Here is an 8,162-nt window from a genome sequence, read left to right on the forward strand (position 1 = left end):
ACACAAAGATTTCCAGCACATATTCATGCTGTCACCTCGCATGGTTTTGAATTGAAGGTTTTTCTTTTTATCTTGGCTTACGGTATTGAAAAAACAATGTTATAGGTCACAACTTGGGTTACTTATTGATATACATGCCTATGACATTATCATGTATTCTTTCATCTTTTGAGAAACAGACCGTTTACGGTTCAGACGCTTGAGATGAGTCCTGAAATTGAGATTTCTACGCTCTGTTCTCCAAGTATTTGCTTTTCCGACAGCATGTTTCTCTGATGGAATGTATTTCCTGCAACTCTGCTAGTCGTCTGTATAGCAAACAGATTACAGGAAAAACAGAAAGTTTGTCCATTAAGCGGCAACATCTCTCATCCGTTCTTCTGCCATTATGCCATGCCAGTATTATGCCGCTTTTCCTTTCAACGGCGTGCCATGTCCATCTCTGATTCTTTTTATTCCCGACATAAATCCAAAATTCATCCGCTTTCGCATCTGCGTAAATTTCAATTTCCAGCGCGCAGGATGACAAACTGCTCAGATGCGCCATGAAGTGCGGATTCACTTCCGCCGGTCTTTTTTTTTCGCAGCTCAGAGATTACAGTGTCTTTTGAAATATCAATATTTCTGCTTATATCTCTGACTCCGTAGCTGTTCAGGGTCTGTTTCTCTGTTTGTTCCTTCACCCCAAGTTTCCATGCGTTATATGTGTATTCATGCTGAAAGCTCTTTCCGCACTTATTGCAGCGATACCGCTGAGTTCCGTTTTCACTGCGACCGTTTTTAACTAGATCGTCAGCTCCGCAATGCCGACAGCTGATTTCGATATACTGTTTCATAATGACTGAATAATATATCGAGAAAAATTAAAAAATTAACGGATTCAGCCCACCACTCGAAAAACATGTAACAGGGAAAGCGGATACCTGGAGAATAGAGAGGAGGAATCTCTTCAGAACGCATCTCAAGCGGCTGAACAGAAAAACGATCTGTTTTTCAAAAGACGAAAGGATACACGACAATGTGATCGGCATGCACATCAACCGTTATTATTTTCAACACGGCCGGTACTTGGAAAGTGCCTGATCAACTGATTTGAGCCACTGCCTCATCATTCATAAATCACCATTACCCCCTGGCAGGCGCACTGCAAAAGTTGAGCCTTCGCCCTCTGTGCTGGCAACTGCAATTGTTCCGCCGTGCTTCTCAACAATGTTTTTGGTGATGGCCAGACCAAGCCCGGTGCCCCGGTTTTTGTCGGTGTAGAACGGCGTGAAAATATGGGTTATCTTTTCTTCTGACATGCCGCAGCCGGTGTCAGCAATCTCCATGACCGCCCCGCCCTCCGGCAAGGGCTTGGTGCGCACGATGAGGTCGCCGCCTTGCTCCGACATGGCATGAACCGCGTTGAAGACAATGTTCAGCACAACCTGATACATTTGCTCGCTGTCCATCATGATGTCGGGCAGCGTCGGATCCAGCTCCAGCATCATGCGGATGTTTTTCTTCTGACATTCCGCCTCCATGAACACTGCCATCCGTTCAACTAAGCTGTTCAGCGAGCTGGACGCGAGGCTCAGGTCTTTGGGGCGAGCAAAATCAAGAAATTCCCGAACGATGCCATCCAGCCGGGTGGTTTCTTGCACAATGATGGCAGCCAGATGCTCGTTGCCCGGCGCGACTTTGCTGATCCGTTTAGTGATGATCTCCGCTGTTGAACGGACGATGCCGAGCGGATTTTTAATTTCGTGCGAGACCGAAGCGATCATTTTGCCCAAGGCAGCCAACCGTTTGGATTCATGCAGCTGTTTTTCCAGCTCGCGCCGTTCCTGCGCCCTCGCTTCCATGATCCGATCCGCCCGAATGACTATCGCACTGAGCACAGCGAACAAAATGCCCATCACTGTCAGCGAAAACAAAATAATTTTGAGCTGAAGGGCGAAAAGGGCTTCCATGTCTGCGGACAAATCCTGCGTCACCGCCACCACCCCCATGATCTCTCCCGGCATCGCTCCCCGGTCGCGGCGGAACGGCACGTAGGTCTGAAGCTGGCTGGACACCGCCGCGCTGCCGGGCAGGAGGAGGTTGAGCACGGAGCCGCTCGACATCAGCACGGTTGAGCTTTCGCCGTGCAGAGCTTTCTGGTACTCAATTCCACCCGCGTTGCGCTTGCCGACCAAGGCCGCTTCGGTGGAATAGGAAATGATATTTTCTTTGGAATCAAAGATGGTCACCGACTTGATGTTCATGCCGCGAGTGATGTCGGTGATGATCAGATCAAGCTGCTCGAATTGCACCGGATCAGACAAGGCGATACGGCCATAACGGACAAAGGTCGGTAAAATAAAAAGATAAAAAACCTGCCGGTTGAGGCTTTCGGCGAACATGCGCGAATAGATTTCGCTCCGCTCCAGAATGGTCTGGCGGGTGTTCTGCGAAAAACTCCACGTCAAGGTCAGCGAGGCGAGCAAAATCACCGTCAGCGAGGTGAAGGAAAAATACTTGACCAACGCGAAGGGCTGCTGGCCGCCGAGGTCTTCTGGCTGGTCAGCTTCGCCGCTTGCTTGGATTTTTTTCTTGGTAAAATGAGATAAATGAAATTTCATCGCCGCAGGAGCAGAGCAAAAATGGAAGAGCGTTTATCCGGGCATTGTACTGTATTTTGCCGCAAAACGGCAAGTTTTCCGCGAGGGAGATAATGTGCCGGGACCACAGCAGAAGAGATGCGGTTGCGCCGTACATCACCCTGGACGGCTCGGAAATCCGGGAGCTGATGCGCCCGCAGCCGCAGAACAGCTGCCAGAAGCAGAGCCTTGCCGAAGCGGTCGTCAAGCCCGGCGGCACAACTCGGCTCCACCGCCATCTGCGCAGCGAGGAGCTGTATCACATTCTGTCCGGCAGCGGCTTGATGACCTTGGCTGATGCGACCTTTGCGGTCGGGCCGGGCGACACCATCTGCATTGCGGCAGGGACAGCGCACTGCATCAAAAACAGCGGCAGCGGTGATCTGGTGCTGCTCTGCTGCTGCGCTCCGGCCTATTCGCACGAGGACACTGAGCTGCTGTGACAGCACGACAAACTGGCCCGCGCTTGCCTGCGCCGGGCAAAGGCTGTATAGTGTTTTTTCATGGCTGCATCGTGAAGCTGCTCCGTCCTGATCCTCATACCTCTCAGCACATCTGATGAAAACTGTTGAAATAAGCTCTCCCCTTGGCGGCAAGGGCATGTTGGTCGGCCCCGGCCAGCCGCTGCTGCTGCTGGCTGGCCCCTGCGCCTTGGAGTCCGGCGATCTTTGCTGGCAGATCGCTTGGGAGATGAAGGCCATCTGCCAGCGGCTTGAAATATCCTATGTGTTCAAGACCTCCTTTGACAAAGCCAACCGCACCTCGCTGAATGCCTTCAGAGGGCCGGGACTGAAAAAGGGTCTGCGTCAGCTCTGCCGCATCCGCCAAGAAATCGGGGTGCCGGTGATTTCTGATGTGCATGAGACCAGTCAGATTGACATAGCGATGGAATGTCTTGATGTCATTCAAATCCCAGCCTTCCTCTGCCGCCAGACTGATCTTTTGGTGGCGGCGGCTAAATCAGGGCGGGTGGTGAATATTAAAAAAGGACAGTTTCTTTCGCCGTGGGATATGAAACATGCGGTGGAAAAAGTGCGGGCTGCTGGCAGCGAGCGCATTCTCCTCACGGAGCGCGGCTCCTGCTTCGGCTACAACAATCTGGTGGTGGATATGCGTTCCCTGCCGGTGATGCGCTCTTTCGGCTGCCCAGTGATTTTTGACGCGACCCATTCTGTCCAATTGCCGGGCGGCATGGGCGGCAGCTCTGGCGGCCAGCGCAAGTTCATCCCCACCTTGACCCGTGCGGCGATGGCTGCCGGAGTGGACGGCCTGTTTATGGAGGTGCATCCTGACCCGGACAAAGCCCTTTGCGACGGCGCGAACAGCATCCCTTTGGACAAGGTCGAGCCGCTGCTCCGTCAGCTTCTGGAAATTCGCAAAACAGTGAACAAATTCGGGAATGAGCAAGGATAACTGCGGCACTGGTGAAGGCTATTCAGACTGCGCTCTGACCCAAGCTCTGCGTGAGCGGGCGGCGGAGCGGGAAAAGCCGGTTGTGCGCAGCGCGGCGTGGAACGCGGTGTTGTGCAAGGCGAAAAAAATTGAGCTGTTGCTGCTGGATGTGGACGGCGTGCTGACTGACGGCACCGTGTATTACCTCCCGGAGGCAGGCGAGGTCAAAGGCTTCAACACTCAAGACGGCTTCGGCCTGCGCATCCTCCAAGAGGCGGGCATCAGCGTCGGCCTGATCACAGCACGAAATTCTGAAGCCGTGAGCCGCCGGGCGCGTGATCTGAAGATTCAGCACATCGCCGCTGGCTGCTCGAACAAGGCCGCCGCTTATGCTGAACTGCTCGTCCAGACCGGCCTGAAACCGGAGCAGACCGCCTATATGGGCGACGACTGGCTGGATTTGCCGGTGCTGGTCAAGGTCGGCTGCGCCTTTGCTCCGGCCAATGCTGTGCCGGAACTGCGGCAGCGGGCGGATTATGTCACCGAGCAACGCGGCGGCCACGGCGCGGTGCGCGAGGTCTGCGAGCTGATTCTGGAGGCGAAAGGTCTGCTGGCAGGCATTTTTGCCCGGCATCTCGGAGGCGGACGATGAGCGGCAGTTTCCGCAACTTGCTCTGGCTCATCCCGCTTGGTCTGCTCGTCAGCAGCCCGCTGTGGAAAGGCGCAGCGGCAGAGTTTCTTGCCCCGCGTGGCGGCTACGACGCGGCGGCGGAGCAGCTTTTCACGCAGGAGCGGCAGGACTTTGTCATGGAAAATGTGGTGCTGACCTTCACCAGCAAAGGCCAGCAGACATGGACGGTGCGGGCGGCGCAGGCCCGCACCGGCGCAAGCGACCGGGAGATTGACATGAGCACAGTTCATGCCGTGTACAGCAAAGCAGGTGATGATCCCATCACCGTGACCAGCCGTTCAGGCAGCTATCAGTTGGACGAAAAGCACCTCATCCTGCGCGATGATGTGGTGCTGGTCAAGCCAGTGCAGCATGAAGAACTGCGCAGCAGCCTGCTGCATTATTATGATGCTGGCAAACAATTAGTCAGTCCGGGTGATGTGACCATCAACGGCCCGACATTCAAACTGCGCGGCGGGCAGATGGAATACGATGTTTCCAATAAGGCCTATGATTTCGGCAGACGGGTGCATGTGGTGATGTGACCGCCGCCACTATTTCAGCCCGTGGCATTTTTTGACAAAGCCTGGCAGCACCTTCAGCACCTCCGGCAGCGCATCCTCCAGCACATAATGCCCGGCAGCAGGGAAATAGCAGCTTTCCGCCTGCGGGAAACGCCGCCGCCATTCCCCGTAAAAGTGATTGTTAAAACAAAAATCCTGCCCGCCCCAGCAGATCAGCATCGGCTTGTGCCGCAGCCGCTCCAGCGAGGCTTCGACTTCAGCCAGCGTGTCCCATGAGGGATGACTGGGGCGCATGGGGATATCTTGGACAAAGCGGTGGACGGCAATCCGGTTCGCCCACGAGTCATACGGATGCAGAAAGGCGGCTTTGATCTCAGGCCGCATGGTTTTTTGCACGGCCATGAAGGTCGCAGGCCAGGCAAAGCCATTCAGGCCGCGCACCAGCAATGCGCCAAGGAACGGCCAGCGGCAGACAGCGATGCGCCACGCCAGATGCTTGGAAGGAAAGGCGGCGGTGTTGAGCACCACCAGACCGGCGACGCGCTCCGGGTGCTGTCCGGCCCAGCCCATGCCAATCGCCCCGCCCCAATCATGGACAACAAGAACGCAGCGTTCAATGCGGAGCTGATCCAGCAGGGCGGTGAAATTGTCGATATGGCCGCGCAAGCGGTAGGGCCAGTCCTGCGGCTTGTCCGATAGGCCGCAGCCCAGATGATCGGGCGCAATGCAGCGGTGCTCCGTCCAGAGCGCGGTGATCAGGTTGCGGTAGAGGTACGACCACGAAGGATTGCCGTGCGCCATGACCACTGCCGGGCCTTTGCCTTCGTCAACATAGGACAGACGGTGCCCTGCGGCAGTGATAAAAGTTTCTGGAGCAAAGGGATATTCGGTCAAAGAAGACGGTTTGTTTCGGTCACTGCGCATTATTGCCATGTTATTTCTACAAAAGTGAAAGCAGTTTTCAGAGCTTGGCCCGGAACATGAAATACACCGCCTTACATCACTTTCTGAGTGATGTTAAGCTGGCCGATGCGGTTGGCCGGGATTTGCAGTCAGGCAGGGTGCGGTCGCCGCATCCTACTTTATGAACTTGCTGAGAAAAGATCAATCACCTTCTTCATCAGGTGAGAACAAACAGGCGGCAAATGCAGGGGCGGTTCGCGAACCGCCCCTGCGGGAGGAGGTGATGGTGATCTGTGAGTGATAAAGCGGAACAATCCTGAAAACGTACTGAATTTATTGTGAAATAATAAAAATTCGACCCTTGGCTGTATGCTTATCGCCAGTCAAAAACGGTTCCATAGCAAATGGAAAGAAGAAATTTTTATGCAAGAAGCGCTCGCGTCAATTTTTTGAAAATCCAGAAAGAAGAAGAATTGCTGATGCGGAATGGCTGATAGCTGACAGGCTTCTTCTTGAAAAAATATACATGGCAGGAATTGCAAGAGCAGTCTCAATTTCAAAAAGATGGCTTCATGACTATGTTAAAAAAACGAGATAAAGTCAAAAGGCAGACTTTTCAGATGTCAAGAGAAGGGAAAATATTCATAGATGCCGACAAAATGTGGACGTTTGCCGGAAGCAAGGAGAACAGGTCTTATAACATGATGTCATGTTGGAAAAAGAGATGATGCCGGAGCTGCCTCCCTGTGGGACTCCCTTTCTGAAGACTGCAAAAAGAACGGAATATTTTTTACGGACGGCTGGGCATCTTACGCAAAAGTGTTTCCGGCTGACAGGCAAAGATTGTCGGCATTAGTCAGGAAAATATTGTCGTTCTCAAGAAGCATGGAGAACTTAACTGCATCTGTCTGGAGATTTATTCATAATCATAATGAGCGTATTTTGTTTCATTGATCACTCATGATTGACTATTACCATCTCTTGTCGTGATGCTGCCGGGTGGATTCAGGAAGACTATGACGAAAGTAATACGTATCAGCCTTTTTGACAAGGTAGGATGCGGCCATTTTGTACCATGAGTTTGTACAAAGCCGCTGCAAATAAAAACAGGGCTTTGATATTTTTAAGAAATATCAAAGCCCTGTATATTTGACTTATATGGTGCGAAGGGGAGAGCCACTAAATGTGAAGTAACAATAAGAAACTAAACAAAAATTCAGTCAGAAGAAAAATTTATTTTTTCAAAATACCCGCTTTCTGCAAATCTGTTGGGCATCGTTTCAGTGACTCATCAGGGGCGGCAAGACAGGGCGTTCAGCCTTGCTGCTTCCTGAAAAGCCTCACTCCCGGCAGTCCTTCAAAATGCGCGCCGAAGTGATCAGCAGGGCATTATGAAACCGGGCTGTGGCATAGATGATGGAATCTGCGAAAGAAAGGGAATGTTCTGCGGAGAAGTCGGCGGCAGAAAGAGCAATTGCCGTTGACAGAGGCGCAACACTGCCCTGCTCGGTCACAGCGGCGACTTCCAGAGCTGTTTGCAAATTGCACCGCCGGGCTGTCCATTTGTACAGCTCATACTGAATTGAAGTCGGCACGATGACCGATTCAATCCGGGTGAAATACGGCTCAAACTGAGGGCAGAGCGGCCCGTCTGTCAGCCACTCAATCCAGCCGCACGTGTCTATCAGCATCATTCCGGGCTGCGCTCCGTCCTGGCTCTGTATTCGGATGAATCCGCGCATTCACAGCCGGAGAGCATTCCCCTCGCCTCTTTGATTGACCGCTGCGGAATCAGCTCAATGATGCGGCCCCGAGCAAGCAGGGTGAATTCCTGCCCTGCCTTGAGGTCAAGGGCATGACGCATGGCCTTGGGAATGGATAGCTGAAATTTGCTGGAAAGTTTTGCCTGAAGCATGATTTTACCTTTTCTTTAACCCAAGTTGTGACCTATAAATCTTGAAAAATCCATGCTTCCCCGCATGTGTTATATTTCTGCTGTCCAGCACGAATATAACCGCACACAGAGGAAGACATGGAACTTGAAATTACAGC

General features: G+C 52.8%; 11 protein-coding genes and 1 pseudogene. 5 read left to right on the plus strand and 7 right to left on the minus strand.

Annotated features, from left to right (window positions below; translation table 11 throughout):
* Window positions 1-138: 138 nt before the first annotated feature.
* From ACNKH6_RS04370 to ACNKH6_RS04380, 3 genes are read right to left on the minus strand one after another with little or no spacing between them, the layout of a single operon-like run.
* Complete coding sequence (locus ACNKH6_RS04370; RefSeq protein WP_417914336.1) at window positions 139-282, minus strand: IS1 family transposase; 144 nt, start codon at window positions 280-282, stop codon at window positions 139-141.
* Window positions 227-547, minus strand: a complete 321-nt coding sequence (locus ACNKH6_RS04375; protein WP_417914337.1) for an IS1 family transposase — start codon at window positions 545-547, stop codon at window positions 227-229. Before ACNKH6_RS04375 ends, ACNKH6_RS04370 begins: the two co-directional genes overlap by 56 nt.
* The gene (locus ACNKH6_RS04380) at window positions 504-836 is read right to left on the minus strand and encodes a transposase-like zinc-binding domain-containing protein (RefSeq protein ID WP_417914327.1); all 333 of its coding nucleotides are present in this window, start codon (window positions 834-836) and stop codon (window positions 504-506) included. The genes ACNKH6_RS04375 and ACNKH6_RS04380 overlap by 44 nt, the downstream gene beginning before the upstream one ends.
* A 64-nt stretch (window positions 837-900) precedes the next feature.
* On the opposite strand from ACNKH6_RS04380, the pseudogene ACNKH6_RS04385 reads away from it, so the two are divergent.
* A pseudogene (locus ACNKH6_RS04385) lies at window positions 901-1,083 on the plus strand (IS1 family transposase); the annotation flags it as partial.
* A gap of 29 nt (window positions 1,084-1,112) precedes the next feature.
* On the opposite strand, the gene ACNKH6_RS04390 reads toward ACNKH6_RS04385, so the two are convergent.
* A complete protein-coding gene (locus ACNKH6_RS04390) occupies window positions 1,113-2,603 on the minus strand; it encodes a two-component system sensor histidine kinase NtrB (RefSeq protein ID WP_417914328.1) in 1,491 nt (496 codons plus the stop codon).
* A gap of 92 nt (window positions 2,604-2,695) precedes the next feature.
* Here ACNKH6_RS04390 and ACNKH6_RS04395 point away from each other — a divergent pair, with 92 nt between their 5' ends.
* The 4 genes from ACNKH6_RS04395 to lptC all read left to right on the plus strand — a co-directional run bounded on the left by ACNKH6_RS04395 (window position 2,696) and on the right by lptC (window position 5,228).
* Window positions 2,696-3,064, plus strand: coding sequence for a cupin domain-containing protein (locus tag ACNKH6_RS04395; RefSeq protein WP_417914329.1), 369 nt, complete (start codon window positions 2,696-2,698; stop codon window positions 3,062-3,064).
* 115 nt (window positions 3,065-3,179) lie between these two features.
* Window positions 3,180-4,034 (plus strand): 3-deoxy-8-phosphooctulonate synthase, encoded by an 855-nt coding sequence (gene kdsA / locus ACNKH6_RS04400; protein WP_417914330.1) that lies wholly within the window; start codon window positions 3,180-3,182, stop codon window positions 4,032-4,034.
* The gene (locus ACNKH6_RS04405; protein ID WP_417914331.1) at window positions 4,021-4,665 is read left to right on the plus strand and encodes a KdsC family phosphatase; all 645 of its coding nucleotides are present in this window, start codon (window positions 4,021-4,023) and stop codon (window positions 4,663-4,665) included. The genes kdsA and ACNKH6_RS04405 overlap by 14 nt, the downstream gene beginning before the upstream one ends.
* Window positions 4,662-5,228: an LPS export ABC transporter periplasmic protein LptC gene (gene lptC, locus ACNKH6_RS04410; RefSeq protein WP_417914332.1), complete on the plus strand. Its 567-nt coding sequence runs from the start codon at window positions 4,662-4,664 to the stop codon at window positions 5,226-5,228. The genes ACNKH6_RS04405 and lptC overlap by 4 nt, the downstream gene beginning before the upstream one ends.
* A 9-nt stretch (window positions 5,229-5,237) precedes the next feature.
* On the opposite strand, the gene ACNKH6_RS04415 is transcribed toward lptC, so the two are convergent.
* The 3 genes from ACNKH6_RS04415 to ACNKH6_RS04425 all read right to left on the minus strand — a co-directional run bounded on the left by ACNKH6_RS04415 (window position 5,238) and on the right by ACNKH6_RS04425 (window position 8,025).
* Complete coding sequence (locus tag ACNKH6_RS04415; RefSeq protein WP_417914333.1) at window positions 5,238-6,131, minus strand: alpha/beta fold hydrolase; 894 nt, start codon at window positions 6,129-6,131, stop codon at window positions 5,238-5,240.
* Window positions 6,132-7,450: 1,319 nt separating this feature from the next.
* Window positions 7,451-7,804 carry a type II toxin-antitoxin system VapC family toxin gene (locus ACNKH6_RS04420; RefSeq protein ID WP_417914334.1) on the minus strand — a complete coding sequence of 118 codons (354 nt, stop codon included), beginning with the start codon at window positions 7,802-7,804 and terminating at the stop codon, window positions 7,451-7,453.
* Window positions 7,801-8,025 (minus strand): AbrB/MazE/SpoVT family DNA-binding domain-containing protein, encoded by a 225-nt coding sequence (locus ACNKH6_RS04425; RefSeq protein WP_417914335.1) that lies wholly within the window; start codon window positions 8,023-8,025, stop codon window positions 7,801-7,803. Before ACNKH6_RS04425 ends, ACNKH6_RS04420 begins: the two co-directional genes overlap by 4 nt.
* Between the last annotated feature and the right edge of the window lie 137 nt (window positions 8,026-8,162).

It is taken from the genome of Candidatus Electronema sp. JM, from assembly GCF_048287415.1.
Lineage (GTDB): Bacteria > Desulfobacterota > Desulfobulbia > Desulfobulbales > Desulfobulbaceae > Electronema.

Bases quoted from the DNA above. Each gene is read 5' to 3' on its own strand.
- ACNKH6_RS04425 (WP_417914335.1), bottom strand. From the start codon at position 8,025: ATGCTTCAGGCAAAACTTTCCAGCAAATTTCAGCTATCCATTCCCAAG.
- ACNKH6_RS04390 (WP_417914328.1), bottom strand. From the start codon at position 2,603: ATGAAATTTCATTTATCTCATTTTACCAAGAAAAAAATCCAAGCAAGC.
- ACNKH6_RS04415 (WP_417914333.1), bottom strand. From the start codon at position 6,131: ATGCGCAGTGACCGAAACAAACCGTCTTCTTTGACCGAATATCCCTTT.
- ACNKH6_RS04395 (WP_417914329.1), top strand. From the start codon at position 2,696: ATGTGCCGGGACCACAGCAGAAGAGATGCGGTTGCGCCGTACATCACC.
- ACNKH6_RS04405 (WP_417914331.1), top strand. From the start codon at position 4,021: ATGAGCAAGGATAACTGCGGCACTGGTGAAGGCTATTCAGACTGCGCT.
- kdsA (WP_417914330.1), top strand. From the start codon at position 3,180: ATGAAAACTGTTGAAATAAGCTCTCCCCTTGGCGGCAAGGGCATGTTG.
- ACNKH6_RS04375 (WP_417914337.1), bottom strand. From the start codon at position 547: ATGGCGCATCTGAGCAGTTTGTCATCCTGCGCGCTGGAAATTGAAATT.
- ACNKH6_RS04380 (WP_417914327.1), bottom strand. From the start codon at position 836: ATGAAACAGTATATCGAAATCAGCTGTCGGCATTGCGGAGCTGACGAT.
- ACNKH6_RS04420 (WP_417914334.1), bottom strand. From the start codon at position 7,804: ATGATGCTGATAGACACGTGCGGCTGGATTGAGTGGCTGACAGACGGG.
- lptC (WP_417914332.1), top strand. From the start codon at position 4,662: ATGAGCGGCAGTTTCCGCAACTTGCTCTGGCTCATCCCGCTTGGTCTG.